The 26,559-nt window shown below is 63.5% G+C and carries 28 protein-coding genes; 7 read left to right on the forward strand and 21 right to left on the reverse strand.

What is annotated here, in order from left to right; all coding sequences use genetic code 11:
• Positions 1-9 precede the first annotated feature (9 nt).
• The 17 genes from ACCD03_RS11675 to ACCD03_RS11755 all read right to left on the reverse strand — a co-directional run bounded on the left by ACCD03_RS11675 (position 10) and on the right by ACCD03_RS11755 (position 15,943).
• Positions 10-555 carry an NADPH-dependent FMN reductase gene (locus tag ACCD03_RS11675; protein ID WP_253542482.1) on the reverse strand — a complete coding sequence of 182 codons (546 nt, stop codon included), beginning with the start codon at positions 553-555 and terminating at the stop codon, positions 10-12.
• Positions 556-609: 54 nt separating this feature from the next.
• Complete coding sequence (locus ACCD03_RS11680; RefSeq protein ID WP_413411649.1) at positions 610-2,007, reverse strand: amino acid permease; 1,398 nt, start codon at positions 2,005-2,007, stop codon at positions 610-612.
• 83 nt (positions 2,008-2,090) lie between these two features.
• Complete coding sequence (kynU, locus tag ACCD03_RS11685) at positions 2,091-3,329, reverse strand: kynureninase (protein ID WP_325648883.1); 1,239 nt, start codon at positions 3,327-3,329, stop codon at positions 2,091-2,093.
• Positions 3,330-3,375: 46 nt separating this feature from the next.
• The gene (locus tag ACCD03_RS11690) at positions 3,376-4,386 is read right to left on the reverse strand and encodes an amidohydrolase family protein (protein WP_045206474.1); all 1,011 of its coding nucleotides are present in this window, start codon (positions 4,384-4,386) and stop codon (positions 3,376-3,378) included.
• A 45-nt stretch (positions 4,387-4,431) separates the two neighbouring features.
• Positions 4,432-4,956, reverse strand: a complete 525-nt coding sequence (locus ACCD03_RS11695; protein ID WP_413411652.1) for a 3-hydroxyanthranilate 3,4-dioxygenase — start codon at positions 4,954-4,956, stop codon at positions 4,432-4,434.
• Positions 4,957-5,012: 56 nt separating this feature from the next.
• The gene (locus ACCD03_RS11700; RefSeq protein WP_413411653.1) at positions 5,013-5,444 is read right to left on the reverse strand and encodes a RidA family protein; all 432 of its coding nucleotides are present in this window, start codon (positions 5,442-5,444) and stop codon (positions 5,013-5,015) included.
• 39 nt (positions 5,445-5,483) lie between these two features.
• Complete coding sequence (locus tag ACCD03_RS11705; RefSeq protein ID WP_413411655.1) at positions 5,484-6,248, reverse strand: 2-keto-4-pentenoate hydratase; 765 nt, start codon at positions 6,246-6,248, stop codon at positions 5,484-5,486.
• Positions 6,245-7,312, reverse strand: a complete 1,068-nt coding sequence (gene dmpG, locus ACCD03_RS11710) for a 4-hydroxy-2-oxovalerate aldolase (protein ID WP_045206470.1) — start codon at positions 7,310-7,312, stop codon at positions 6,245-6,247. The genes ACCD03_RS11705 and dmpG overlap by 4 nt, the downstream gene beginning before the upstream one ends.
• Positions 7,313-7,325: 13 nt before the next feature.
• Complete coding sequence (locus ACCD03_RS11715) at positions 7,326-8,267, reverse strand: acetaldehyde dehydrogenase (acetylating) (protein ID WP_413411658.1); 942 nt, start codon at positions 8,265-8,267, stop codon at positions 7,326-7,328.
• Entirely contained in the window at positions 8,264-9,085 is an 822-nt protein-coding gene (locus ACCD03_RS11720) for a fumarylacetoacetate hydrolase family protein (protein ID WP_413411660.1), read from the reverse strand. Before ACCD03_RS11720 ends, ACCD03_RS11715 begins: the two co-directional genes overlap by 4 nt.
• The gene (locus ACCD03_RS11725; protein ID WP_413411662.1) at positions 9,082-10,572 is read right to left on the reverse strand and encodes a 2-hydroxymuconic semialdehyde dehydrogenase; all 1,491 of its coding nucleotides are present in this window, start codon (positions 10,570-10,572) and stop codon (positions 9,082-9,084) included. The genes ACCD03_RS11720 and ACCD03_RS11725 overlap by 4 nt, the downstream gene beginning before the upstream one ends.
• Positions 10,573-10,699: 127 nt before the next feature.
• Positions 10,700-11,677 (reverse strand): LysR family transcriptional regulator, encoded by a 978-nt coding sequence (locus ACCD03_RS11730; RefSeq protein WP_413411664.1) that lies wholly within the window; start codon positions 11,675-11,677, stop codon positions 10,700-10,702.
• A gap of 71 nt (positions 11,678-11,748) precedes the next feature.
• Complete coding sequence (locus tag ACCD03_RS11735; protein ID WP_253542440.1) at positions 11,749-12,600, reverse strand: ABC transporter ATP-binding protein; 852 nt, start codon at positions 12,598-12,600, stop codon at positions 11,749-11,751.
• Positions 12,600-13,343, reverse strand: a complete 744-nt coding sequence (locus ACCD03_RS11740) for an ABC transporter permease (protein ID WP_253542438.1) — start codon at positions 13,341-13,343, stop codon at positions 12,600-12,602. The genes ACCD03_RS11735 and ACCD03_RS11740 overlap by 1 nt, the downstream gene beginning before the upstream one ends.
• On the reverse strand, positions 13,340-13,930 hold the full coding sequence (locus ACCD03_RS11745) for a VOC family protein (protein ID WP_045206464.1): 591 nt from the start codon (positions 13,928-13,930) through the stop codon (positions 13,340-13,342). Before ACCD03_RS11745 ends, ACCD03_RS11740 begins: the two co-directional genes overlap by 4 nt.
• A 67-nt stretch (positions 13,931-13,997) precedes the next feature.
• Positions 13,998-14,999: an ABC transporter substrate-binding protein gene (locus ACCD03_RS11750; protein ID WP_253542436.1), complete on the reverse strand. Its 1,002-nt coding sequence runs from the start codon at positions 14,997-14,999 to the stop codon at positions 13,998-14,000.
• A 53-nt stretch (positions 15,000-15,052) separates the two neighbouring features.
• Positions 15,053-15,943, reverse strand: a complete 891-nt coding sequence (locus ACCD03_RS11755) for a fumarylacetoacetate hydrolase family protein (RefSeq protein WP_325648900.1) — start codon at positions 15,941-15,943, stop codon at positions 15,053-15,055.
• A 278-nt stretch (positions 15,944-16,221) separates the two neighbouring features.
• Between ACCD03_RS11755 and ACCD03_RS11760 the strand changes: the two genes are divergently transcribed.
• A complete protein-coding gene (locus tag ACCD03_RS11760) occupies positions 16,222-16,881 on the forward strand; it encodes a GntR family transcriptional regulator (protein WP_413411667.1) in 660 nt (219 codons plus the stop codon).
• Positions 16,882-16,898: 17 nt separating this feature from the next.
• Here the strand turns inward: ACCD03_RS11760 and ACCD03_RS11765 are convergent, their stop codons facing one another.
• Entirely contained in the window at positions 16,899-17,822 is a 924-nt protein-coding gene (locus ACCD03_RS11765; RefSeq protein WP_325648904.1) for a dihydrodipicolinate synthase family protein, read from the reverse strand.
• A 41-nt stretch (positions 17,823-17,863) separates the two neighbouring features.
• The gene (locus ACCD03_RS11770; RefSeq protein ID WP_316678009.1) at positions 17,864-18,811 is read right to left on the reverse strand and encodes an alpha/beta hydrolase; all 948 of its coding nucleotides are present in this window, start codon (positions 18,809-18,811) and stop codon (positions 17,864-17,866) included.
• 218 nt (positions 18,812-19,029) lie between these two features.
• Between ACCD03_RS11770 and ACCD03_RS11775 the strand changes: the two genes are divergently transcribed.
• The 6 genes from ACCD03_RS11775 to ACCD03_RS11800 all read left to right on the forward strand — a co-directional run bounded on the left by ACCD03_RS11775 (position 19,030) and on the right by ACCD03_RS11800 (position 24,994).
• Positions 19,030-19,440, forward strand: a complete 411-nt coding sequence (locus ACCD03_RS11775; protein ID WP_413411670.1) for a VOC family protein — start codon at positions 19,030-19,032, stop codon at positions 19,438-19,440.
• A complete protein-coding gene (locus tag ACCD03_RS11780) occupies positions 19,437-20,381 on the forward strand; it encodes a 2-hydroxyacid dehydrogenase (RefSeq protein WP_413411672.1) in 945 nt (314 codons plus the stop codon). Before ACCD03_RS11775 ends, ACCD03_RS11780 begins: the two co-directional genes overlap by 4 nt.
• Before the next feature lie 69 nt (positions 20,382-20,450).
• Positions 20,451-21,470, forward strand: coding sequence for a porin (locus ACCD03_RS11785; protein WP_325648911.1), 1,020 nt, complete (start codon positions 20,451-20,453; stop codon positions 21,468-21,470).
• Between the two features lie 239 nt (positions 21,471-21,709).
• Positions 21,710-22,750 carry a porin gene (locus tag ACCD03_RS11790; RefSeq protein ID WP_253542424.1) on the forward strand — a complete coding sequence of 347 codons (1,041 nt, stop codon included), beginning with the start codon at positions 21,710-21,712 and terminating at the stop codon, positions 22,748-22,750.
• Positions 22,751-22,777: 27 nt separating this feature from the next.
• Entirely contained in the window at positions 22,778-24,592 is a 1,815-nt protein-coding gene (locus ACCD03_RS11795; RefSeq protein WP_325648915.1) for a hypothetical protein, read from the forward strand.
• Positions 24,593-24,664: 72 nt separating this feature from the next.
• Complete coding sequence (locus tag ACCD03_RS11800) at positions 24,665-24,994, forward strand: c-type cytochrome (RefSeq protein ID WP_052672888.1); 330 nt, start codon at positions 24,665-24,667, stop codon at positions 24,992-24,994.
• 7 nt (positions 24,995-25,001) lie between these two features.
• Here the strand turns inward: ACCD03_RS11800 and ACCD03_RS11805 are convergent, their stop codons facing one another.
• Positions 25,002-25,559: a DNA-3-methyladenine glycosylase I gene (locus ACCD03_RS11805; protein WP_045206445.1), complete on the reverse strand. Its 558-nt coding sequence runs from the start codon at positions 25,557-25,559 to the stop codon at positions 25,002-25,004.
• A gap of 10 nt (positions 25,560-25,569) precedes the next feature.
• Positions 25,570-26,541: a magnesium and cobalt transport protein CorA gene (locus ACCD03_RS11810; protein WP_045206444.1), complete on the reverse strand. Its 972-nt coding sequence runs from the start codon at positions 26,539-26,541 to the stop codon at positions 25,570-25,572.
• Positions 26,542-26,559 lie beyond the last annotated feature (18 nt).

Raw genomic sequence — 26,559 nt, forward strand, 5'->3', positions numbered from 1 at the left:
AGGCTTTATTCAAGCCTTGTGCTTCAACGTCCAGTTGGCCAGCGCCTGCATCTGCTCGGTGATCAGGCCCGCGATACGCTCGTCTGTGAGATCGCCATCAGCAGAGAAGCCGCCAGCAAACGCGTTGGCAAACACTTCCGGCTTGTTCAGCGGATGCAGGTCCAGATACACGCACACCTGACGCAGGTGGTACTGCGCGCGCGACGTGCCCATGCCGCCGCCCGCACCCAGGATCGCGACGGGCTTGCCTGCCAGCAGCGCGTTGTTGGGCTCGCGCGAGGCCCAGTCCAGAATGTTCTTCAGCGCCGGCGCCAGCGAGTAGTTGTATTCAGGGCAGGCCAGCACCAGCGCATCGGCACGCCCGATCTGTTCGAGCACGCGCACCACCGAAGCAGGCTTGTCCGTGATGTCGGCGTTATAGAACGGAATATCCGTCAGGTCGGCCACGTCCATTTCAACGCCGGCGGGAAGGCGAGCGGACGCCGCACGGAGCAGACCCTGGTTGGTGGATTTGCGGCGCAGGCTGCCGGCAATGCCGAGAAAATTCAGCGACATGAAGAACGACTCCGTCAATGTTGGGACTGGCGAGAATAACGGACATTCGCCGGATCAAGAAGAGGTCACCGCCTGGGCAGCATGTGCCTGCCGGCGATACCACACGCCATACACCACCAACAGCGCGACCATGAACGGCACGCCGCAGAGCAGCGTCATCCGGAACTCGGGCGTGAAGTAGGTGGTAACCAGCGCCGCCGCCATCAGCCCCGCACCCGCCAACGACGTCACCGGGAACCCCCACATGCGAAACGCCAACACCTGGCCGCGGTGCTGGCGGCGGAAGAACAGGTGCGTGATGAAGATCATCAGCCACGTCAGCATCGCGCCGAACATCGACACCGACATCATCAGCAGGAAGGCGCTGTCCGGGTACATCGCGTTGAGCACGGTGGCCACCGCAATACCAACTGCCGAAAGCAGCAAGGCCCCCGTCGGCACACCGCTTGCATTCAGACGGCCGAGCGCCTTGGGTGCATAACCAGCGCGCGACAGGCTGAACATCATTCGCGTGGTGATGTAGAGCTGGCTATTCATGGCCGACAGCGCGGCCACCAGGATCACGAAGTTGCAGACGCCGGCAGCGCCAGGCACGGATGTCGCGGCCATCACTTTCACGAACGGGCTTTCGTTGGCACCGGCCTCCGTCCACGGCACGATGGCAAGCATCAGCGCAAGCGTCAGCAGATAGAACACGACGAGCCGGATCATCGTAGCCCGGAAGGCGCTCGTGATGGCCTTGTGCGGATCGCGCGCCTCGCCGGCGGCCACGGCAATCATCTCGATGCTCAGGTAGCTAAAGATTGACACGATCACGGCCACCCACGTGCCCCACGCTCCCTTCGGAAAAAAGCCTCCCTGCACCCGGTAATTCGCCAGGCCAATGCCTGAAGCTGCCGGCGCGCTGAACACCACGTACGCCCCCAGCAGGATGAAACCGACGATGGCCGCGATCTTCAACATCGAGAACACGTACTCGACTGCGCCGAACATCTTCACACTGACCACGTTGACGCCGATGAGCGCCGCCGAAAAGCCCACGATCCAATACCAGCCGGGCACCGCGGGAAACCAGTACTTCATGTACACAGCGATGGCCGTCACCTCCGCACCCACCGCCAGCACGATCGAAGACCAGTACGCATAGCGCACCAGAAACCCGGCCCACGGCGCGATGTAGTGCTCGGCATAGGCGCCGAACGAACCGGAGGTCGGATGGGCGACCGTCATTTCGGCCAGGCAGCCCATGAGCAGCAAGGCAATCAGCGCGCCGATCGCGTAGCTCACCAGAACGGCGGGCCCGGCAAACCCGATGGCGAAACCGCTGCCCAGGAACAGACCCGTGCCAATCGCACCACCAATGGCAATCATCGACAGCTGACCGGTGGACAGGCCTCGGTGCAGCCCCTTTTCCCGCTCGACGATCGCGTCGAATCCGCGTTGTTGCTTCACGGCGTGTCTCCTTGCTGCGGCCGGCGCCACACCAGCGCGGCCGCTTGTTTGTCGTTAGATTGCCGGGGTGCCTGGTCTGTGGCTCAGGTCACCGACTTGCGCGCGAGGAATTCAGGTGCGTTCCACGCGCAGGTCGCGATGATGTCCTTGAGCGCGGCGATGGTGTCCCAGATATCGACGTAGCGGACATAGAGCGGCGCGAAGCCGAAGCGCAGAATGTCGGGCGCCCGGAAGTCGCCGATCACGTTGCGGGCGATGAGCGCCTGCATGATGGCGTAGCCAGCTTCGTGCGTGAGCGAAACCTGGCTGCCACGCTGATCGGCATCACGCGGCGACGCCAGCCCGCAGCCGAGGCCAACGAGTTCCTGATCGGCCAGCGTGATGAACAGGTTGCCCAGCGCAACGCTCTTCGCGCGCAGCGTGTCGAGATCCACGCCATCGAATACCTCGAGCGCGCTTTCCAGCGCAATCACGCCGAGCTGCGGGGCGGTGCCCGTCAGCATGCGGTCGATGGCAGGATGTGGTGCGTAATCGTGCGTGAACTCAAACGGCTTGGCATGGCCATGCCAGCCCGTCAGCGGTTGGCGAATTGCCGCCAGATGGCGCGACGCAACAAACACGAACGCCGGTGCGCCGGGGCCACCATTCAGATACTTGTAGCCGCAGCCAACGGCAAAATCTGCCCCGCACGCGTTCAGGTGCACGGGCATGGCACCCGCCGTATGGCACAAGTCCCAGACGATCAACGCGCCGACTTCATGTGCCCGGCGGGTGACGGCTTCCATGTCATAACGTTTGCCGGTCTTGTAGTTCACGTGCGTGAGCGACACGATGGCGACGGTCTCGTCGATGGCGCCCAGCACGTCGTCCGGATCGACACAGCGAAGCTCGCAACCGGTCATCTCAGCCACGCTGCTCGCGATGTACACGTCGGTCGGGAAGTTCGTGCGCTCGGCCAGGATCACCCGGCGCCCCGGCTGCATGCGGGTGGCAGCCACGAGCACCTTGAACAGGTTCACCGACGTGGAGTCGGCCACGATCACCTCGCCCTGCCCTGCACCGATCAGCTTGGCGATCTTGTCGCCGGTGCGCTGCGGTGCGGGGTACCAGTCGGCGTCGTTCCACGAACGGATCAGGCCATGGGCCCACTCGTGCTCCAGCGCCTGTTTCATGCGTGCCGGCACATGGGCCGGCATGGCACCCAGCGAGTTGCCGTCGAGGTAAATCGTGTCCGCAGGCAGGTTGAAGCGCGTGCGGCAATGGGCCAGCGTATCGGCGGCATCCAATGCGGCGCACGCGTCCCGAGTGATCGTCAAAGTCATGGTGTCTTGCTGTGTATTGAAAGGAGCGTGGTGCGGCCGTTCTGGATCAGGCTGCATCGGGCAAATCGAAGAAGCGCGCGGCATTGCCGCCCAGAATCTTGGCCTTGGCGGCGTCGCTCAGGTCTGCATGGTTGGCCACGAGGTCGCCAATCTTTTGTTCACCCAGCGGGAACGGGTAGTCGGAGCCAAGCAAGACGCGGTCTTCGCCCATGGTGTCGACAAGCAGGCTCAAGGCACGCGGGTCGAATACCGCGCTGTCCACGTGGAAGCGGTCGAGATACGAGGCGGGAGGATTCGGGCAGTCTTCACGCACGATGTCGCGCTGCTCCCATGCGTTCTGCACGCGTCCGAGCAGGAACGCGAAGCTGCCGCCGCCGTGCGCGAAGCACAGCTTGAGCGACTTGGGAATCCGCTCGAACGCGCCGGAAAGGATGAGCGAAACCATACTCAGTTGCGTCTCTGCCGGCATGGCAACCAGCCACGGCAGCATCCATTTCTTCATGCGGCCGTCGGTCATCATGTCCCACGGATGCACGAGCACGGGAATGCCGTCGTCAGCGCAGTGCGTGAGGAACGTGACGAGGTGGGCGTCGTCCAGATCGCGCGGCCCCAGGTGATTGCCGATCTGCACGCCGTGATGGCCTGAGCGGTGCGCGCGCGTCGCCTCGCAGCATGCCAGGTCGATGTCTTGCAGCGGCACCTGCGCGAGTGCCTTCAGGCGCTTCGGCGCATACGCGCAAAGTTCGAGCGCACGGTCATTCATGCGCATGGCCCAATCATGTGCGGTGGCGCCGTCGTAGCCGTAGCCAAACATCACGGGCGTGGCACAAACCAACTGCACGTCCACGCCGAGCGCGTCCATCTCTTCGATGCGCTTGGCGGGGTCCCACAGCGCGCGGTAAACGGGGCGAAAGGCGCGGTCGCCCGCCATGATCATGCCGCGTTCGCCATCGGCATCGATGCGCAGCCACGGGGCTGTCTCTGCATCAAGCCGCGCTGCCTCCTCCCGTGTGACAGGCGGGAAGAAGTGCGAATGCATGTCGATTCGAAGTGTCATCGTCGATTGCGATTTCTTGATTGCGTGTGATGAGGCGCCAGAGCGTCAGGCTGCCTTGCCCGGGTGGATATGGCCGCATTGCGGGCAACGGCGTTTGTCTTCAGAGGCGTAGAACGCTTCGAACAGCGGCGGAAGATCACGCACAATGCTCTTGAGCTGCACCTCGACGCGGTGCACGAGATGCCCACACGCATCGCAGTACCACTCGAAACCATCCAACGCGCCTGCCGGACGCTGCCGCTCGATGACCAGGCAGACGCTGCCCGCCTCCGGCCGTTGCGGCGAGTGCCGTACGTGCGGGGGCAGCAGAAGGATGTCGCCTTCCTTCAAGTCGAGGCGCTCACGTTTGCCGTCAATCCAGAGGTTCAGGTACGCATTGCCGCGCATCTGATAGAAAAACTCTTCGAACGGATCGTCGTGATAATCCGTGCGGTGGTTCGGCCCACCCACGACCGTCACGATGAAATCGCTGTCCTGCCACACCTGCTGATTGCCGACAGGCGGCTTGAGGAGGTGCTCGTGTTCATCGATCCATCGCTGGAAGTTGAACGGCTTTCCGTACGTCAACATGTCTCGCTCCTTGCGGCCTGGCGTTGTCGTTATCGTTGTTCGCGGTGCTGCCTGCGTTATCGCTTGGGCGCGTACGCAATCGCCTTCATCTCGATCACCAGATGCGGATGCGGCAACTGGTGTACCGCCACCGTCGTACGCGTCGGGCCGGTCTCGTCAAAGTACTCGCCATACACCGCGTTGTAGCCGGCGAAGTCGTTCATATTGACTAGGAAGGACGTGATCTCGACCAGGTTCGACAGGTCTGCGCCTTCGCTGCGCAGGATGTCCCGGATGTTTTCGATCACGACACGGGTCTGTTCGCGAATGTCGAGTTCGGTCGTGCCCAAAGCGTCGGCGGAGGCACCTGCAATCGTGTTGTCCGGACGGCGCGAGCTGGTGCCCGAGACGAACAGGAAATCGCCCGCACGCGTAATGTGCGGGAAACGGCCACGCGGCTTGGCCTTGCCATCAACGAGGCGTCCTTGCGGACTGGTTTCAGTGGTCATAGCAATCTGGCGCGCTGTTGGCGCTCAATAGGTCATGGCTCAATAGGTCGTGAATTCCGTGGTGCCCAGTGCGCTGACCACGCACTGCACGTGCGCGCCGCGCGGCAGCGCGTGTGCGGCAGTCGCCGCGCCGGCCATGATGAGCGAGCCGGACGGCAGCACAAGGCCGCTCTGCGAGACGAGACGCGATGCCTGCACGACAGAGCGCAGCGGGTCACCCAGAATGGCCGCAGTGGAGCCAACCTGCACGGCATGTCCATCCACACGCATGAGGACGCCCGCATTACGCAGCGTGTCAAAGCGACGGGACCACGGTCCAATAACGAGCCCCGCAGACGAGCAGTTGTCGGCCACCACGTCTTCCAGCGTGAACTTGAAGTTGCGGTAGCGCGAATCGATGATCTCCATGGCAGGCGCCACGGCTTCCAGATAGCTCGCGGCTTCCAGCGGCGTGAGCGGTCGGTCAATCTCTCGGCTGGTCAGGAAGCACACTTCCGGCTCCACACGCGGGTGAATGAAGCGATCCAGCGATACCCGCCCGCCGTCTTCTTCAAGCATGCTGTCGGTCAGCCAGCCCCAGATCAGGCTATCGACGCCCATCTGCACCATCTTGGCCCGGCTGGTAAAGCCCAGCTTGACGCCCACCATGCTTTCACCGCGATGGATGCGGCGCTCGATCGACGCTCGCTGGATTTCGTAAGCTTCGTCCAGCGAAAAGCCCGCGTCGTCGGTCAACTGCGCAATGGGCTCTGCATAGCGCGCTGCGTCGTCAATACGTGCGGCAATGGCGTTGAGATCGGTCATGCGGCCTCCTTGCCCGGCAACTTCAGCGCGGACTCGCGTGCTTTCAGCATGTCGAGCGCTACGTCGACGATCATGTCTTCCTGACCGCCCACCATGCGGCGGCGGCCTAACTCGACCATGATGTCGAACGCAGACAACCCGTACTTGGCCGCTGCTGTTTCGGTATGACGCAGGAAGCTCGAATACACACCGGCGTAGCCCAGCGCCAGCGTTTCGCGATCGACGCGCACGGGGCGCTCCTGCAGCGGCCGCACGATATCTTCTGCCGCGTCGATCAGCTTCTTCACGTCGCAACCGTGGTGCAAGCCCATGCGGTCAACTGCAGCAATGAAGACTTCAAGCGGCGCGTTGCCGGCGCCCGCTCCCATGCCCGTTAGCGAGGCGTCCACGCGGTCACAGCCGTGTTCCAGCGCAACGATGGAGTTCGCTACACCCAGCGAGAGGTTGTGGTGCGCATGCATGCCCGTTTGCGTCGCGGGGTCCAATACGGCTTTTAGTGCGTCGAAGCGCTCGGCCACATCGCGCATGCTGAGCGCGCCGCCAGAATCCACCACATAGACGCATTGCGCGCCGTAGCTTTCCATCAACTTCGCCTGCACGCTCAGCGCTTGCGGGGAGGTCATGTGCGACATCATCAGGAAGCCGACTGTATCCATGCCGAGCGAGCGGGCGTACTCGATGTGCTGCCTGGAGATGTCCGCCTCGGTGCAGTGGGTGGCGATGCGCACGACACGTGCACCGGCATCGTAGGCGGCGCGCAAGTCATGGACGGTGCCGATGCCGGGCAGCAGCAACGTCGCCACGCGGGCACGTTTGACGGTGCCGGCAACGGCGGCGATCCACTCCAGATCCGTGTGTGCGCCAAAGCCGTAGTTGAAGCTCGAACCCGACAATCCGTCGCCGTGCGCAACTTCGATGCTATCGACACCCGCCTCATCCAGCGCCCGGGCAATGGCAACCGCCTGCTCGAGCGAATACTGATGGCGAATCGCGTGCATGCCGTCGCGCAGCGTCACGTCCGAGACGTAGATTTTCTTGGCGTCGGTCTTGGTAATCGTGGTCATGGCCGATCCTCCGTCAGGCTGCTGCGCGGCTTGCCGCGATCTGCTCGGCAGCAGCCAGCGCTGCCGAGGTCATGATGTCCAGGTTGCCCGCGTACGACGGCAGGTAATGCGCGGCGCCTTCCACCTCCAGGAAGACGCTCACCTTCAACCCTGCGCGACGGTCATTCGCGTGCAGTGCCAGCGGGCTGTCAGCGGTGTAGCGGTCAAACTGGACAGCCTGTTTGAGCCGATAGCCCGGTACGTAGCTGGCGACGGCCGCCACCATGGCTTCGATCGAGTCTGCAATGGCGGCGGTGTCTGCATCTTTGTCGGTGAGGCAATAGACGGTGTCGCGCATCATCAACGGCGGCTCGGCAGGGTTCAGCACGATGATGGCCTTGCCACGCGCCGCGCCGCCCACGGTTTCGACGGCCTTCGAAGTCGTCTCCGTGAACTCGTCGATGTTGGCGCGCGTACCGGGGCCGGCAGAACGGCTCGCGATGGAAGCAACAATCTCCGCATAGTGCACAGGAGCAACCCGCGAGACCGCAGCCACGATGGGAATCGTTGCCTGGCCGCCGCAGGTCACCATGTTCACATTGGGCGCTTCGACATGCTCGAACAGGTTCACCACTGGCACGACGAAAGGTCCGATGGCTGCGGGCGTCAAGTCGATCACCTGAACGCCATGCTGGCGCAGCACCTTTGCGTGGTGGGCGTGCGCGCTGGCGGAGGTCGCGTCAAACGCGATCCGGATATCGCCAAAGTTGGGCATCGCGACCAGCCCGTCGATGCCGCCCGAGGTGTTGGGCACACCAAGTCGAGTGGCGCGGGCCAGCCCGTCGGAATTGGGGTCGATGCCGACCATCGCGCCCATCTCCAGATGCTGGGCGTTGCGCAGCACCTTGATCATTAAATCGGTACCGATATTGCCGGAGCCAATGATGGCGACAGCTTGCTTGGATTTGCCCTTCATTGCGCGGGATCCGGTTGGGTGGAAAAACAAGCGCTCACACTGCCGAGGCCTTCGATATGTGCGGTAAAGACGTCGCCTGGGATGACAGCCGCCATCGGCCCGAGTGCACCTGTGAGCACGATGTCGCCGGCCCGAAGCGGCGCGTTCACACGGGTCATGGTGTTGGCCAGCCAGAGCGCAGCGTGCAGCGGGTTACCGAGGCATGCTGCCCCGGCGCCTACGCTCACCTGATCGCCGCGACGCTCCATCACCATGCCGCACTGGATGGCGTCGAACGCATCGAGCTTGACCGGACGGTTGCCGAGTACAAACAAGCCGCTGGACGCGTTGTCGGCCACCGTGTCGGTCAGGCGGATGTCCCAGTTGGCGATACGGCTGCCGACGATCTCAATGGCGGGCAGCGCGTAGGCCGTCGCGCGAATCAGGTCGGCAATGGTGTGGCGCTCGTGCGGCAGATCGTGCTCCAGCACCAGCGCGATCTCGGCTTCCACCTTCGGTTGCAGCGTGCGAGACAAGGCAATCTCTTCGCCATCGGCAATCGCCATGTCGTCGAACAGCATGCCGAAGTCGGGTTGATCGACGCCCAGTTGAGCCTGCACCGCCTTGGACGTCAGTCCAATCTTGCGGCCGACCAACCGCCGGCCACTGGCAAGCTTGCGCTCCGTGTTGACGCGCTGCACGGCATACGCCGCCTCCAGCGGATCGCCGCCAAGCGCGGCAATCGCGTCACGCACGGGCGCGCGTGGTGTGCTGTCCTGCTCGGCTTGCCACAGTTGATGCGCCAACGCGACGGCCGCGTTCATATCGATGGTGCTCATGCGACCCTCACGCAGACGTTGGTCAACTCGGAATAGAAATCGAGCGAATGCCGCCCGCCCTCACGGCCAATGCCGGAGAGCTTTGCGCCACCGAACGGCGTACGCAGGTCGCGCACGAACCAGGCGTTTATCCACACGATGCCCGTTTCGATCTGCTTGGCAACGCGATGGCCGCGTGCGAGCTGCGTGGTCCAGATGCTGGCGGCCAGGCCATAGGCGCTGTCATTCACGCGGCGGATCACCTCGTCCTCCGCGTCAAACGGGGCGATGTGGCACACCGGCCCGAAGATTTCCTCTTTCACGCAGCGCGCCGTGTCTGGCAGCCCGGTCCAGATGGTCGGCTGGACAAAGGCTCCGTCGTCTCGGGCGTCGCCAAACTGCGGTACACCTCCGCCGGTGACGACTGTCGCGCCCTCTTCCACGGCCAAGCGGAAGTAGGACAGCACCTTTTCCCGATGGCCGCGCGAGATGAGCGGCCCCATGGTGGTGGCCGGGTCGTCCGGTGCGCCGACACACAGCTGCTCTGTGCGTTCTTTCAGCGCTGCAACAAAGCGATCGAAGATCGGTCGCTCAACATACACACGCTCGCTGCACAGGCACACCTGCCCGGCATTGGTGAAGCTCGATTTGACGACGCCCTCCACCGCAGCGTCGAAATCCGCATCGGCAAACACCACTGCGGCGTTCTTGCCGCCCAGCTCGAACGAGATCTCTTTCACACCGTCGGCGACGGTCTTCATGATGGCGCTGCCGGTGCGCGATTCACCCGTGAAGGTGATGGCGCTGATGTCCGGATGTCGCGTGAGGAACTCCCCTGCGGCGTTCGGGCCATGACCGTGGATCAGGTTGAACACACCAGGCGGCAAGCCCACGTCGTGCATGACCTCCGCCAGTAGCGTGGCTGAACCCGGCGTCTCTTCCGACGGCTTGGCGACAACGCAGTTGCCCATGGCCAGCGCAGGCGCAACCTTCCACGTAAAGAGGAGCAGCGGCAGGTTCCACGGCGAGATGATGCCGATCACGCCCAGCGGCTTGCGTCGCACGTAGTTGATGTACTCGCTGCCGTCGGGCGTATGCGTCTCGAAGAACTCGCTGTTGGCCGTGCGGATCAGGTCGGCAAACGTGCGGAAGTTGGCGATGCCGCGAGCCACGTCCAGCGTGCGGGCCTGCGTAAGCGGGCGGCCGGTGTCGGCCACTTCAGCGGCAACAAAGTCGTCGAAGCGTGCCTGGATGCCGTCGGCAATGCGGTGCAACCAATCGGCGCGCTGGGCGGGGGTGGTGTCGCGCCAGCCCGAGAGTTGAGCGGCGCGAGCGGCGCGCACGGCCTGGTCAACGGCAGCTGCATCGGCCTCGCATACCTGTGCGACCAGCGTGCCGTCGACAGGGCTGACATCGGCAAACGTGGTGGCGCTTGCCACGAACTCACCATCGATGTAGTGCCGTAAAAGCCGCGGTGTGCGCGCGGCGTCAGCCGGTTCCTGGTTCACAACGTCTCCTGCTCTTGTTGAAGTGTTGGCAGGAGTCTAGGGATGCGCGGCGAAGAAGAACAATGAAACATTCGGCGCCAAGTATCCCAAACCGGAATACCAGCGCACGCCTTGTCCCGCGTGGCTTTCAGGCAAATTTACCGACGCTGGGTGTGGTGGCTTGCGCAGCTTCCCGCAGACATTCGATAAAGACCCCGCAAGCTGCGCTCTGCTCCTTGTTTGAGCGCACCGAGAATCCCACGGTGCCAAACGCGGCCGTTTCCGGCAGGTCAAGAATGCGCACCAACCCTGCATCGGCAAACTGCTTTGCTGCCACGCGCGGCATCAGCGCAATGCGCGGCGTCTCCAGCAGCAGGCCGATGTTGGTCAACAGCGAGAGCGACTCGACGATATCGGTCGGCAGCGGCAGCCCTGCTGAGCGGAACAGGTGCTCCGCCGCCAGCCGCGCCGGGGAGTCCGGGGTCGGCAGAATCCAGGGCGAACCCGCCAGCTCCGACAGATGCGCCACGCGCTCCGGCAAAGCGCCATAGCCCTTGCCCACCACCACGCACAGCGATTCATCGAACAGCGCTTCGTGCGTCAACGGAAACGCACTGGCGATCGGCAGCTCCCGCTCGGGCAAGCGGCCAACGACGATGTCCAGATCGCCTGTCGCTAAAGCTGGAAACAGATGCGCCGTCGTCCCTTCGCGCACGGTAACGAGCACGTTGGGCGTGCGCGCCTTCACCATGGCAATGGCACGCGGCAGCAGCCGCGCTGATGCCGAGATCAGCGTACCGACGATCACATGTCCGCTGGTGCCGAGCCGGAAGTCATTCAGTTCGTCGGTCATATAGCGCAACTCGGCCATGAGCGACTTCACGCGCCGGCCGAGCATGAGCCCCAGCTCCGTTGGCACGACACCGCGGTTGGAGCGCGAGAACAGCGCGCCGTCAAAGCACGATTCCAATTCGTGAATGACCTTCGTCACGGCGGGCTGCGTCAGCCGCATTTCGTTGGCGGCACGCACGACCGAGCGCGTCTCCAGCACGCGCTCGAAGATCATCAGTTGATTCAGTTTCAGCCTGCGGATCAGAGAGATCTCGCTGAGCGGATTGGCTTGCATATCTGTTGTCATTCAAGGCGGGCGATGCACGATCGTAGCAGTCGCCCGCCCGTTCAGAACCCACACTCAGGTCAGAACACGCCCATCATGCGAGACAGTTCCGAGACGTATTCGCCGTAGCGGGGGTCGCGCTTGATCTCGTCCGGTTGCCGCGGGCGAGGCAGGTCGATCTTCACATCGTGCTGCACGCGGCCGGGGCGTGGCGACATCACCAGCACGCGGTCCGACAGGAACACCGCCTCGTGGATGCTGTGCGTGACAAGCAGCACCGTCAGCGTGCTCTGTTGCCAGATGCGCAGCAGTTCAACGTTGAGCTTGTCGCGCGTGAGGGCATCCAACGCGCCGAATGGCTCATCCATCAGCATCACACGCGGCTCAAGCAGCAGAATCTGCCCGATGGCCGCACGCTGACGCATGCCACCCGACAGCTCGTGCGGGTAGCGATCAACAAACTGCGTGAGTCCGAGCGTATCGAGCAGACCCGGCAGACGCGCCTCGGTCTTCACGCTTGGGAGGTTGCGCAGCTTGGCGCCCAGGCGGATGTTGTCGCCCACCGTGAGCCACGGCAGCATGTTGCTGGTCTGGAAGACCACACCGATCTCTGGGACTGGCGCTGCAATCGACTTGCCGTCGACACGGATCTCACCCGCATCACAAGGCACCAGCCCCGCTACCATGCGCAGCAGCGTGCTCTTGCCGCAACCGCTAGGCCCCAGGATGGAGACGAACTCGCGCTGCCGCACCTGCATCGAGATGTCCTCAAGCGCATTGAACGCTGCGGCACCGCCGCGCGCGGCAAAGCGCTTACCGACGTTGTCGACATCGATCATCACGCGGGCCATCAGGTCCTGCGCTGCGGGGTGGGCAGCGGCGATCACTGCGGTTTCGCGCGGCACGGCGCGCGACAGATTGACGATTGCCATCAGACCGTGACTCCTCTCCACCAGACAGCACGCGAAACCCAATCGACGGCGGCGTAGAACACCATCGCCAGCGCCGTGACCATCAGAATGGCCGCAAAGCACAGCGGCGTTTGCGCATTCGACGTTGCGAACACGATCAGATGCCCCAGCCCAGCTTCCGAACCAATGAACTCGCCCACGATGGCGCCGATCACCGCCAGCGGCATGGCGATCTTCAGGCCGTCCATCAGCGCCGGCATGGCGGCAGGCAGACGCAAGTGCCAGAACGTGCGCGAAGCTGAGGCGCCCAGCGCGCGGAAGTGCTCGTCCAGGTTCTGCGGCACGCCCGCCAGGCCGCCCATCGTGGCGACCACGATCGGGAAAAACGCAAACAGCACCGCTGCGGCCAGCTTGGAGGTAAACCCATAGCCAAACCAGACGATCAACAGCGGCGCCAGCGCGATCTTCGGCATGCTCTGCAAAGCCGTCACGAGTGGAAACAGCGTGCGCCGGGCGATGGCCGAGGTGCTGGCCAGCAGCCCCAGCCCGAGCCCACTCACCAGCGCGAGCATGAAGCCCGCAAACACTTCGCCCGCAGTAGTAATGGAGTCGCTCAGCAACTGCGCGCGCATCTCCCAACCGGCCGAAAGCACGGACGACAACGATGGCCACACATACTCGGGCGCGCCGCTCCAGCGCACGCCAAATTCCCACACCAGCCCGACGACGATCCAGAACGCGGCGGTTTCCAGCGCGCGCCTCATGACTTGTCTCCGGGGGCATCCTTGTCGGCAGATTCGCCCTTGGGTGCCGCTGCGCCCGCCTTCTGCGCCACGAGGTGCGGGGGCGGCGGCACGACAAAGCGCTCGAAGCGGTACTGGTCGAACGACTCGATGCTGCGCTCCCACACCTGGGCTTGGCGCGGGTCGCGTTCGCCAATCTGTTCCATGTTGCAGTAGACCTCGACGTTGTTGCCGTCCGGGTCTTTGAAGACGAGGAAATAGTTGTCACCCGGGCCGTGGCGGCCGATGCCACGCACGATCTCCACGCCGTGCTCCTGCAGCACCTTGACGGAGCGCTCCATCTCTTCAACGCTGTCGATCAGGTAGGAGAAGTGCTCCAGCCCGGGGCGCGAGTAGCGCGGCAGGTCGTTGAAGTCGGGCGAATCCTTCGGCAGCTGGGACAGCGCCAGGTCATGGTGGTCAGCGCCAGCGCGCAGGAAGACCATCTGATCGCCAATCCAGTCCGACACCTTCAGGCCCAGGACTTCCGTATAGAACTTGGCCGAGCGCTGGATGTCCCGCACCATCAAAACCATGTGTCCGAGCCGCTTGGGACGCAAGCTGTTCATATGTCTCACTCCAATGTGCCCGTACGTGGCGGGCGGGTTGGGCAGTAGCCCCGAATTCAGTAGCCGCTCATTCAACGAAGCGGTTGGTGTACAGATCAGCTGGCTTGACCTTGCCGCCCAGGTCAAACGCACGCGACAGGAAATCGACGGTCCCGTTGATGCGTTCGGGGCGCAGCCAGCCGATCTTGTGCTTGCCTGGTTCGTCCGAGATCAGGCTGTTGGTTTCGGCAATCTGCTGCTGCAGGATGGCGCGATCGAGCAGCGGCTGCTGCGCGACGATCGCATCCACCGCAGCCTTGGGCTGGTCGCGCATGAACGCGTAGCCGCGGTACGTCGCTTCAACAAAGCGCTTGACCACATCCGGATGCTGCGCGATGTAGCGGTCGGTCGTGACAATACCGCTGCCCATCATGTCGAGGCCGAAGTCGCGGTAGAACACTTTGCCCAGCTTTTGCCCCGCGCGCTGCGCAAACGCCTGTTGCACAGCCAGGCTGGCGCCCTCCCAGCATTCAGACAGATCGATACGCTTTTGCAGCAGCGCCGTGTTGATCACCGCCGGATCCAGCCGCACCAGCTTGATGGCGTCGGGCGCCATGCCGTTCTGCTTCAGCCACGCCGGCACGATGTTCTGCACCGCCGATGCCCCGCCCCCGCCCAGCGTCATGCCGGCCAGATCCTTGAGCGAGGTCACCTTGAAGCCAGGCCGCTCCACGTAGCACATGGCACCCGGCCAGCGCGTGTTGACTGCGCCCACCATCACCGTGTGGCCACCGTGGGCACGGTTCAGGGTCACGCTCACGGGGTCGCCGTAACCGAACTCGAACAGCCCCGCGTCGACCTCGTTCACGGTGCGCTGGCCGCCATAGCCACGCATGACTGTCACGTCCAGGCCGGCCTCCTTGTAGTAACCCTTGGCCTGCGCAACCAGGATGCCGCCTGTGCTGCCCTGCGGCAGCCACGCCAGATTGACGCGCACGGCATCTGCCGCATGCGCTGCCGACAACATCCCTGCCCCCAGGCCTGCCGCGCACACGAGCCCGCGCGCCAGGGCACTCAACCGTTCCAGCATGTCTCCTCCGTCAAGATGGGTGTGACCGGACTGTGATCCGTGCGCGAAGTGCGTTATCCCTGCACCAGCGGATTCTCGATCGAACCGATCCCGTCGATGGACGCCACCATCACATCGCCGGGCTTGAGGTAGATGCCGCGGCCCATGCCAACGCCCGTCGGCGTGCCGGTGGCAATTACATCGCCGGGCTGCAGCGTCAGGATCGACGACAGGTAGTGGATCTGCTCGGCCACGCTGAAGATCATCTCCGACGTGTTGCCGTCCTGCATGGTCTCGCCGTTGACCGTCAGCCGCATGCGCAGGTTCTGCGGCTCCGCAATACACGAACGGGGCACCAGCCATGGCCCCAGCGGCCCGAAGGTATCGAAACTCTTGCCGCGAAACCAGTCGTGTTTGAACGGATAGTCCGTTCGGCGGTTCAGATCGCGCGCGCTCACGTCGTTCAGCACGGTGTAGCCGGCCACGTAATCCAGCGCATCTTCAATGGCGATCTGGCGGCCGGGCTTGCCGATCACCACGGCCAGCTCCACCTCCCAGTCGACCCGTTCCGCCTGCGGCGGGATGCGCACCTCGGCCAGCGTCGGCACCACGCTGGTCTCGGCCTTCATGAACATGTAGGGCGTGCTTTCCTCGCGCGGGGCCAGCTCGGTGCCCATCTCGCGGGCATGCTCGTAATAGTTGGAGGCAGCGGCAAAGATGCGGCGCGGCGTGAACGGCACGCGCAGGCGGTAGGCGATGAGCGGCTTGGCGGCGATGGTGCCCTCGGCAATGGCGCGCGCCGCCGCCTCGAACTGCTGCACCGCAGCTGCGCCGCTACGGTCCCAGTCCCGGACGAGGGCATCGACGTCGATGGGCGTTGTGTCTCCCGTGGCCTCCCTCAACACGGTCTGCATGTCATACAGCGCGTCGCCCACGCTCAATCCAGCAGCAACGCGGCCATTCATTTCATAGCTTGCAATCCCGAAACTGATCACTTGTGTCCTCACTGTCGTGATGAGTGAATTTGTTTTGTATACATATACCAATCCATGTATCCAACATGTAACTAGCGTATACTCCCATTCCAGAAAAACCGGCGGACCATGGGGTTCTCCCGAGGCCAGCCGGCATTGCTGATACAGCGTGCGATGCATCGCATCGGGTTGCCCTGGGGGGCGGCTGGCGCATAATGCGACGCACGTCTGCGTAGACCACCGTTGCGCCCAACCCCACCGCTGACACGATGACGACGCTCTCTTCCAAAATCTATCGACTGCTGTGCGACGAGATCATCGACGGCACGCTTGAGCCAGGTCAGAAGCTCGAAGAAACGGCGCTGGCCGAGCGCTTCAATGCGTCGCGCACGCCCATCCGCGAGGCTCTGCGCGAGCTGGCCGTCCGTGGGCTGGTCGAACTCACGCCGCGCAAGGGCGTGGTGGTGGCGCAATTCAGCATCGAAGAGCTGGCCGACATGCTCGAAGCCATGTGCGAGCTGGAAGCCCTGTGCTGCCGCCTGAGCGCGCAACGCATGAGCGTGGTGGAGAAGAAGCAGCTCGAAGTGCTCGAGAGCGACATGAACGAGGCCATCGCGCACGGCGACGAAGCGCTCTACTTCGAGCTCAATCGTGAGTTCCACGAGCTGATCTGCAAGGGCGCGCAGAGCAAATCGCTGGCGTCGATCATTGCGGTGCAGCGCCAGCGGCTGGCTGGTTTCCGGGCGGCGCAACCGGCATCGCCCACACGTTTTGAAGCCGCCACCGACGAGCACCGCGAGATCGTCTCCGCCATCCTCAGCGCAGATCCGGAGCGCGCCTACAACGCGATGCGCGATCACACCGCACGTCTGTCGATCGTCGTGCTCGGTCGCTTGAAGAAGCAGCACCGCAACCGCGCGAACGCCTGAGTCCTCATCCAAAACATTCATGCCGCCACCTGCTCGACCGGCGGCATCGAGAACCCCAGCGCATCGAGCTGCGCCAGCAGCGCCGCCGCCTGCACTGCACTGAACGCCGTCAAGGGCGGGCGCACAACGCTCCAGCCTTCGTGTTGCATGTGATGGGCCACCACGGCCTTTAGCGCCGGGATCATCGGCAGCGCCTGCACGATGGTGCGCAAGGCCGTCACCTTCGCTTCCCAGGTCGCTTGCTCTTCAGCCGTCGTAGCGGCAAGCAGGCGGGCAATCGCATGCGGCTGCAGGTTGGCCGTGGCAGAGATGCAACCGGCCGCGCCCAGCGGCAGCGCCTTGCAGAGCAGCGCTTCGGACGCTGGAAACACGGCAAATCCGGGAAAGCGCTTGAGCATCGCCTCGGTATTCGCCCAATCACCTGAGCTGTCCTTGATGCCGACCACGGTGTTCGGATAAGCCGCAACCAACCGCTCAATCAGCGCATGCGAAATCGGCACGCCCGTGAACTGCGGGATGTGATACAGCAGCACGCGCAAAGCGTCCGAGCCAACGGCCTGAATGACCTCGGAGTAATACGCGAACAGGCCGTCGTCGCTTACGCCCTGGTAGTAGAACGGCGGCAGCATCAGCACACCGGCGCAATGACCAGTCACGGCATGACGCGTCAACTCGATCGCTTCGGTCAATGCGCAGGCGCCCGTGCCCGGCAGCAGTTGCGCCGGGTCGATGTCGGCGGCAAACACAGCGTCGAGCATGGCGCGGCGCTCGGCCAGGCTCAGGGAATTCGCCTCGCTATTGGTGCCGAACACCGCCAGGCCCGCGCCCTGCCCGACAAGCCAGCGGCAAAACGCGACAAAGCGCGGTGTGTCGACGCCAAGGTCGGAGCGAAACGGCGTGACGACGGGCACGAACACGCGTGGCTTGCCAAATGCGGACATGCAGATCTCCTAAAGGGATGAACGAAGCGGAACGGCAACCGTCAGGCACGAAAGAAATCGAGCATCGCGTTGCCGAGCAACGTCTCGCCGGAATCGAAATGCGCGACCACCGAGGTGTGGTTGTGCCGGAGCATCTGCACGAAGCGCGGTGCCTGCACGGGGCGGCCCGTACGTTGGCGTGCCTGGGCTACGCGCTCGAAGAACGCCGCCCCATAGGCATCGAGATACGGGTTCTCGAATTCGGCCACGACCACCATCAGCGGCACGTCGATGTGGTGTGCATGGGTGAGCGGGGAGCGCTGTGCGTACAGCGAGGTGTCATCCCCGAAATACGCGCGTACGCCGGCGGCGTTCGGGTTGTCGGGTAATACGTCGGCGGCCACGCGGGCGCTGATCAGCACCGCGCCTGCCACGGGCGTTGTGCGCCGCACGGCCAATGCCGGATCGGCAAGATACGTGGCGACATGCGCGCCACCGGCCGAGTGGCCTACCAGAAACACCCGCTCCGAACTGCCACCGAGTTCTGCGGCATGCGTGCGCACCCAGTCCAGCGCAGCGGCCACGTCCTCCGCCCCGGCGGGGTAAGGCGCGTCTGGCGCCAACCGGTATTCCACGTTGACGGCCACGCACCCTTGCCGCGCAAACCAGCGCGATACGTTGTCGTAAATCAGCCCATTGAAGCTCTTGCTGCCGCGCAGGAACGCACCGCCGTGCACGAACACCACCACATCGGCGTGGCCAGCCAAACGCGTTGCGGTATGGACAAACACATCGAGACGCTGCCGCTCATGCGGGCCGTACGGCACATCACGCCGGAGTTCACATCCATCGGCCGCGTCATTGGCGGCGGCGGCCACCAGCGGCGTGTATGCGTTGATCACCAGATCGCGATGCGCATTGATGTCGCGCCCCCAAACCGCGCCAATCTGCGCGAAGCGCTGCCGCAGCTCGGCGCAAAGATTGCCCAGCGGTTCCTGCAAAACCTGCATCCACAGCCTCCTGCATAGCACCCGAAAACAAGGTTCGGGACAAAGCGCATTGGCGCCAACCACCATCGGGTGATGACTGGAAGCTATTCTGGTATATAAATTCATCTTTGTGTATACACAACATGTAAGTAGTATACCTAGTGAAGAGCGCGGTGAACTTAAGTCACAGTCGTGCCACTTTCCATCCCGGCGCACGCCGCCAAGCTTTGAGGACGTTCATGGACAAACTCCGCCACATCGCGCTTTCGGTTGAAGACCCGGAAGCCGCTGCCCAGTTCTTTGAGAAGGCCTTCGGTATGCGCCGCGCCGGCAACGCCATGCGCGGCATCTACATGACGGACGGCACGATGAACGTCGCGCTGCTCAACTTCAAGGACGAGACCGTGCCTGGCTACGCCGGCTTGAAAGACGTGCGTGGCGTGATCCACTTCGGCATGTGGGTCGACAGCGTGGAAGACACTGCCGCGCGCGTAGTCGCGGCAGGCGGCACCTACCTGACGGGCCGCCATGAAAAGGACCCGAACGTGTTCTACGAGGTGAAGTACCGCATGCCGGACGGCACGGTCTTCGACATCACGGAAAACGGCTGGAATGGCGCGGTGAAGGAAGTGGCGCCCACGCAGTCATGAGCACCCTGGTGCCGCCCGCGGTGCTTGCGTTGATTGCGTTGCCCGAATCGACAGTCGATGCGCTGCGCAGCCAGTACGCGCTGCACTACTGCCCAGACGGTATGCCGCCCGATGTGCCGTGTGCTGACACGATCCGGGCCGTTGTCACCAATGGCTCGACGGGGTTGTCTGGTGCCCACATGGCGCAGTTGCCTGCGTTGGAAATCGTCTGCGCTTTCGGCGCAGGCTACGAGAACGTTGACGTTGCGGCTACAGCGCGGCGCGGCATTGTCGTGACGCATGCACCGGGCACCAATGCAGAAACGGTTGCCGATCACGCCTTCGGCATGTTGCTGGCATTGGCGCGCGGCTATGCGCCGCTCACCGCTGCCGTGCAGCACGGGCGGTGGCAGCAGTCGCGCCAGGCTCGGCCTACGTTGACGGGAGCCTCGCTCGGCATTGTCGGCATGGGCCGCATCGGCCGGTTGATTGCCGCTCGCGCGCAGGGCTTTGCGATGAAGGTCGGCTATCACGGCCGCCGCGCGCAAGCCGACGCGCCGGGCCGCTATTACGCCAGCCCCGCCGCTTTGGCCGCCGCGAGCGATTTCCTGGTCATCGCGTGCAATGGCGGACCCGAGACACGGCATCTGATCAATCGCTCGGTCCTGCAGGCGCTCGGCAGCTCCGGCTATGTCGTCAACGTATCGCGCGGCTCGGTGCTCGACACGCGGGCGCTGCTCGATGCGCTGGATGCAGACGAAATTGCCGGCGCGGGGCTCGACGTCATCGAGAACGAGCCCGAGGTGCCGGCCGAGCTGTTCCGCCATCGCGATGTCCTGATCACGCCGCACATGGCGGGACGTTCGCCTGCGTCTTGGTTGGCACAGCGGGATGCGCTGCTCGCCAGCTTGTCGCAGCACTTCGCGCGCAAGCGCGTGCAACTGGCGGTGCCCACCGCCTGACCGCGCGGCGCGGCCAGCGCAAGTTGCGCCGCGCCTCCCTGCCCACTCCCAAACTTCTGGGGGATCTTCATGCACGTTCGCTCGTTGCCGGCGCTGGCCCTTTGCGTGGCCGGCCTGTCGGTCTCTCACTGCGCCTGGGCGCAGACCTCTGTGACGCTGTACGGCCTGGTTGGACTCGACATGGCGAGCTCCAAACGCAGCGGGGGCCCACCCGCAACGCTCATGCAGCAAGCCCCCGGCCTGACCGCGCCCTACTGGGGCATCAAGACCGCCGAAGACCTGGGCGGTGGCACCCGCGCCATCGCCGTGCTGGAGAGCTTTTTCCAGCCTGACACCGGCGGCATGGGCCGCACGTCGGCCGACCCGTTCTGGGGCCGCAACAGTTACGTCGGTCTGGAAGGCAGATTCGGCAAGCTGACCTTCGGGCGGCACACCAATCTGATGTATCTCGGTGAGCAAACCCTCAACCCATTCCACGCGTCGATCCTGTTCTCGCCGCTGGTGATGCAAACGTTCGTCGCCTCATATGGCGGTGCCATCGCAGGCGACACAGTCTGGAACGACGGCATCCAGTACAGCAGCCCCAACCTGAATGGCCTCAAGGCCACAGCAGTGTATGCCTTGGGCGGAAAACCCGGCGCGCCGGGCATCTACAACACTGCTGCATCGCTGCACTACACGTCGGGGGCGTTCACCGCCGTCGCGACCGTGCAACGCAACCGGATCGTTGCAGGAGCCGCCGCCCCAAGCCAGGACGCCTACCTGGCCGGCGCCGCCTACGATTTCACCTGGTTGAAGCTGTACGGCGCCATCCAGGGCACGCGCACAAACGCCACGGACATCGGTTCGCATACCTATGAGGTCGGTGCGTCCGTGCCGCTGACCGCGCAGTTGTCGCTGTTGGGCGAATGGGCAAACACCCGCCGCACGGCGCCGCACGGCGTAGCCACCACGCGCAACACGGCGGCAGCGGGACTCGACTATGCCTTCTCCAAGCGCACAGATGTCTATGTCGTCAGCGTCTACGACAGGCAAAGCGGCGGCGCAACGGCCATGACCTACGCCCTCGGCATCCGGCATCTGTTCTGACGCGCACTGGCTATCCGGGTCTACCCGCTATAACCAAATCAGCGTTTTGTATAAAAAAATAAAGCTCTAAATCCAAATGATTCTCTACGTATAATTTTTTCCGTCTGTGTATACACGAAAGCATCAACACAGACAGGAAGGGCCTTAGAGCCGGCTACGCAAGCCACGAGCAGACAAAACGATCTGCCGCTGCGCAAGCCGCCCTCCCTGCAGCAAACACACAAAAACTCGGAGACCCAATGAAAAGGAACCTCATCGCCGCCGGCGCCCTGCTGTGCGTGTGCGCCACCGCGCAGGCAGACTCGCGCGTCTGGCTGTCCGGCTACGTCGATCTGAACATCTCGCACCTGATTTCTTCGGGCAACGGCACCACCACGCGCATGTCGAGTGGAGGCTTGAACAACTCGCGCTTCAACATCAGCGGGGTTGAGGATCTGGGGGACGGCAACCGGGCCGTGTTCACGATCGAGCCGATGTTCTCGGCCGATGACGGCAAGCAGGCGACTCAGTTTCGCCAATCCTTTGTGGGTCTGAAGAGCGACAAACTGGGCGAGATCACGCTTGGCCGCCAGTTCACGCCGTCGTACTGGATTGCCGGCTATGCCGACCCGAGCTGGGCGGCCGATTTCAGCATGGTCAACAACATGGAGTTCTTCTACGCGTCGTACCGCGTAGACAACGCCATCCAGTACAAGACACCAAGCTTCTTCGGTTTTACCGGCCGCGCGATGTACGCCACGGGCCTGGAAGACACCACGCGTGCAGGGCGCTTCCTGAGTACAAGCCTGGAATACCGCAGCGGCCCCCTGTTCCTGGGTGCCGTGAGCGAGCTGCAATACACGCGCGACATCTTCAACAGCAGCCGCATCAACTCGTCCCGCGACAACTATTTCTCAGCCGTGTACAAGATCGGCGGCTTCGAGCCCACGGCCATCTTCCACACGTACAACGGTTATTACGCCTACCCGCCGTACGTTGCGTTCAACTCGCGCGGGTGGGACGCGCAGCTCGGCGCGCGCTGGAACATCGACGGCCGCAGCCGCGTCTACGCAAGCGCCGTCTACCGCCACGACGACAACAACACGAAAGTCTCCAACGCCGTGGGTTTCGTAGCGGGCTACATCTACGGGCTATCCAAGCGGACCGACCTGTATGCAACCGTCGCGCACATCAAGCTGAAGAACAACGTGTCGGTCCCGTATCCGGTGACGTGGCAGGCCTACCCGAACGCAGGCCAGAGTCCCACCGGCTTCCAGATCGGCATCCGCCACGCATTCTGATCCGTCTTCATTCCAAGGAGAAACCCCATGCTTCGATCGCGATATCCGCGTCTGAAAACAGCCCTGACACAGGGCGCGACGCTCGCGTTCATTCTGGCCACGGCATCATCGCAAGTGATGGCGTCCGGCCCCGCGCCTACGGCTGAGGCAGCACCCAGCCAGGCACCGGCCGCTGCGCCTTCGGGCACACCCGGCACGCCCAACGTGAAAGACCCATACCTGGCCGGCTGGTTGCGCCTGACGCCTGACCGCAAGCCTGCCCCGCTCAAGGCGGGTGTCGACTACGGCATGGACCCGGCCACCGGTAAGTTCATCTGGCCGAAGGCCACGCCGGAAGTGCATGAAGGCAAGCGCTTCCCTGGCGAGATGACCTCGTGGGACAAGAAGAGCTACGCCAAGAACGTCAAGGTGCTGGCGTTCTATCCGGGTGTCGGCTCGCCCTTTCATGCGTGGAACAACATCCTCGACTTTCAGGGCAAGCGTTACCTGTACATCCACGACCGCGACTACCTGCGCATCATGGACGTGACCGATCCGGCCAACGGCAAGGTCGTATTTTCCAAGGGTGGCGTGTGGGGCCCGAAGGGTTCGAGCGAGAAGTACGATCCGAACACCGTGCAGGACTATCTGGGCGGCGCCACCATCGCGTGGAGCAAGAAGCTCGGCAAGCCGGTGCTCGTCGCTTCGTTCGAGATCGGCCGCTATGGCCTCATGACCGAAAAGATCGATCAGCCCGACAAAGTGGCCGCACAGCGCAGCTACAACTCGCTCAAGGGCTTCAAGGTATTCGAGATGGACGGGCCGCTGCCTGACCAATGGAAGCTGATCGCGACCCGGACGACCGACTACCAGCATCCCAACGCGCCAATCGGCCAGCAGCAAGGCTCCGGCTCGCTGGACGCGCCTGAATACTATGGCGGCAAATACATGATCCTGTCGTCCGCGCCGGATGACAGCTACGCGCTGACGGAGTATCCGAACTATCTGTACTCGCCGGGCTACCAGGTGTGGGACATGTCTGATCCGGCCGATCCGAAGTTCGTCTCGCAAATTGCGGTGCCAGGCCAGATCCTCGGCAATCCTGAACACGAACAGGCTTATCTGATGAACCCGCGCGCGGGCAACCGCACGTCATGGATGGGTTCGCGCAACCCGATCTTCCTGCCCAAGCCACTGGAAGCGGGCGGCAAGATCGGATTTGGCGCGATGGGCGGCCTCGGGTTGTATTCATTCGATCTGTCCGACCCGGCCAATCCGAAGATGCTCAGCAACGTGAACACACCGCCAAGCTTTGCCGGCACGGAGTACGACAACGCCGACGTAAGCCAGTACGCGCGCACGGGCTATGTGTTCACCAACGGCTATCCGATGAACCGCGATTGCTATGAACCGTACAAAGACATCTTCGTGGTCGATGCACGCGACCCGAAGCACCTGAAGATCGCGACCAAGCTGCCCGAGCCCGAGATTCCGCAGGGTGCGCCATTCACGAGCTTCTGCCAGCGCGGAGGCAACTACGGCCCGAAGCGTGCCAATGCCATCGGCCAGCCTGGCGGCTGGAAACAAGGCATCGTTCCGTACTCGTTCTACAACGCGGGCGTGCAGATCTATGACGTGAAAGACCCGGCACATCCGTCCATCGCGGGCTATTTCATCCCCGCGCTTGCGGATCAGACACAGCTCCCTTCGTACACGCTGGGCAAGGGTGTGTTCGCGATCTACACCGAGTACGACCGCAACATCATCTGGGCCTTTACGGAGGATGGTGCCTACGCGCTGTCGACGCCGTTGCTGGGCGAGCCTGTGATGGGCGCACCTGCCAAGCCCTGGCCGCATCGCTAGTCAGCCTTTCGCACCGGGCGCCCGCCTGCACAGGCTTGCAGCGGGCGCCTGCATCTACCAAATGCAGAATCCATGACATTGAAGAAATCGGCAGTGCTCTCCATGTTTGCGGCGTTGTCCGGCATGCTGGTTGTGCCCGGGCACGCCGCGCCTTCTTCCAGCGAAGAGACGTGCCGTGCGTGCCACACGATGGACACGACCAAGATCGGGCCGCCCTTCCGCTCGATTGCCGAGCACTACAAGGACGATCCTGATGCGGTTGCCAAACTGAAGAACAGCATGCTCAAAGGCAGCAGCGGCAAATGGGGCGCCGGCACCATGCCGCCGAACGCGATCACGCCGGAAGAGGCCGACCGGTTCTCACGTTGGATCTTGCAGCTCAAGCCAGTTGCCGCCAGGTAGTTGGTGACTAGACCTTCCCGGCGCGAAAGCACCCGGCCTCGTGGTCATCGACCATGCCGGTGGCCTGCATGAAGGCGTAGCAGATGGTCGGGCCGACGAACTTGAAACCGCGCTTGACCAGCGCCTTGCTCATTGCCTTGGACGCATCAGTCGCGGCGGGGGCGTCGCGATAGCTGTCCCAGCGGTTGACGATGGTCTTGCCATCGACAAACGCCCACAGGAATGTGTCGAGCGAACCCATTTCTTCCTGAAGTTCCAGCACCTTGCGCGCGTTGATGACGGCGCCTTCCACCTTGGCGCGATTACGCACGATGCCCGGATCAGCGAGCAGCTTTTCGATGCGTGCCGGCGTGAAGCGCGCCACGCGTGCGGCATCAAATCCCTCGAACACTTCCTGGTAGCGCGCCCGCTTGCGCAGGATGGTCTGCCACGACAACCCGGCCTGCGCACCCTCCAGGATCAGCATCTCGTAGAGGTGACGATCATCGTGCGAGGGCACGCCCCATTCGTTGTCGTGGTACGCGATCATCTGCGGGTCTTCGCCCGCCCAGCAGCAGCGCGCCATGTGTTGTCTCCTAGATCCAGCCTGATTTGCGCAATTTGCGATACAGCCACACGCAAGCGGTAGCCGTGCACGCCAGCACGATGGGGTACCCAGCCGGATGCTCCAGCTCCGGCATGCCCTTGAAGTTCATGCCGTAGTTGCTGAACACCACGGTTGGAATTGCCAGAATAGCGCCCCACCCGGCCAGGCGCTTCACGATGTCGTTCTGCGTGACCGACACCAGCGCCACGTTCACGGAGATGGCCGTGGTCAGCATTTCGCGAATCACGTCGAGTGCGCCCACCGCGCGGTGCGCATGGTCCGCAATGTCGCGAAAATATGCGCGCAGCTCTTTGGGCACCACGTCTTCATGCAGGCGCACGAGTTGGCCGGCAATGTCTTCCACTGGCAATGCCGCGTTGCGCAGCCGCAGAAGCTGGCGCTTGAGCGTATAGAGCCGCTCGATGGCCGCGCGATCGAACGTGTCGCCAAAGATCTGGCTTTCGATGTGCTCGAACTCTTCCTGCAGGCGTTCGAGCACGGGCTGATAGTTGTCGACCACAAAGTCCATCACCGCGTACAACGCAAACGGTGCGCCCTTGGCCAGCAGTTGCGGCGTGCGCTCGCAGCGCTCGCGCACCGGCGAATACGACGCCGACGGCCCATGCCGCACCGAGACGAGAAAATCCCTGCCGACAAACAGGTGCGTCTCACCAAAGACGACGTTGCCGTTTTCCATCTGCGCGGTGTTCAGCACGATGAAGAGCACATCGCCGTACAGCTCGAGCTTGGGCCGCTGGTGCGCATTGCGCGCGTCTTCAATGGCAAGATCGTGCAGGCCGAACTCCTCCTGCACGCGGTCGAGCATGGCGTTGTCCGGCTCATGCAGACCCAGCCAGACAAACGAGCCCGGCGTGTGCAGCACGTCGCTGATGGCCTCGACGGAAAGGTCACGCTCGCGCTTGCCGTTACGGTACAGCGCGCTGTTGATCACCATGGACATGGTTGTCTCCGGAACGCA

Origin of the sequence: Ralstonia sp. Ralssp135 (assembly GCF_047304345.1) — a bacterium.
Taxonomy (GTDB): domain Bacteria; phylum Pseudomonadota; class Gammaproteobacteria; order Burkholderiales; family Burkholderiaceae; genus Ralstonia; species Ralstonia chuxiongensis.